This is a genomic window from Mycobacterium sp. 1165196.3 (assembly GCF_001673415.1).
Classification (GTDB): Bacteria; Actinomycetota; Actinomycetes; order Mycobacteriales; family Mycobacteriaceae; genus Mycobacterium; species Mycobacterium europaeum_A.
This window is the reverse complement of the sequence record NZ_LZLU01000150.1, coordinates 1-1,092: the sequence shown is the minus strand read 5'-3', so window position 1 is coordinate 1,092 and position 1,092 is coordinate 1. Positions and strand designations below refer to the sequence as shown.

The 1,092-nt window shown below is 67.4% G+C and carries 1 pseudogene; it reads left to right on the top strand.

The features are described 5' to 3' along the window. Positions 1-1,061 (top strand): annotated as a pseudogene (locus A5659_RS16410) (DNA-binding protein); the annotation flags it as partial. Between the last annotated feature and the right edge of the window lie 31 nt (positions 1,062-1,092).

Sequence of the window (1,092 nt, the reverse complement as noted above, 5' to 3'; positions counted from 1 at the left end):
TCAGGGTGTTCACCGGCTTCTCGATGGCCGGCTACGGCATGACCAAACACCATCTGACGCATCGGGAACCGGGCTGGCGCCGCCGGCTGGCGATCAACCTGTCCGCGGCGGTGCTGTCGACGATCGTGGTGGGCATCTTCGCGGTGGCGAAATTCACCGAGGGCGCCTGGCTGGTGGTCATCGTGTTCCCGCTGCTGGTGTTCATGCTGACCCGGCTCAACCGCGAATACCGGGCCGAGGCCGCCATTCTCGAGATGTTCCGCACCGATCGCCCGGAGCTGGTGAAGTACGCGCGGCACCGGGTGTTCGTGTTCGTCGACTCGGTCGATCTGGCGGTGATCGAGGCGCTGCGCTACGGCAGGGGGTTGCGGGCCGACGAACTGATCGCGGTGCATTTCATGGTCGACCCGGCCCACGCGGCGCTGCTGCGAAAGCGTTGGGACCATTTCGAACTCGACACCCCGCTGCGCATCGTGGACTGCCCGGACCGTCGGATCAGCCGGGCCGCGCAGCTGCTGGTCGCCAAGGCGCGTGACGAGAACGCGCGCACCAATGTGACGGTGCTGCTGCCGCGGCGAACCTTCGCCCGGCTGCTGGGCCGCGTGCTGCACGACCGCACCGCCGACAAGATCGCGCGAGCGGTCAGCCTGATTCCCGACGCCGCGGCGACGATCGTGCCCTACGACGTCGAATCGCGGATCAGGGAGGCCTACCCCGACACCTTGGAGCAGCGGATCGGACAGGGGATCGACAAGCTCGAGGCGTGGGTGTCCCAGGACGAAGACCGCAAGGTCGACGCCTACGAACACCCGCAGCGACCGCGATCGGTGGTCATGGTGGCCGGCCTGATCTCGGGGCAACGCGCCAGCGTCGAAGGCCGGGTCAGCATGAACACCAGCAGCGGGAACACGATGACCACCAGCCAGGCGCCCTCGGTGAATTTCGCCACCGCGAAGATGCCCACCACGATCGTCGACAGCACCGCCGCGGACAGGTTGATCGCCAGCCGGCGGCGCCAGCCCGGTTCCCGATGCGTCAGATGGTGTTTGGTCATGCCGTAGCCGGCCATCGAGAAGCCGGTGAACACCCCGA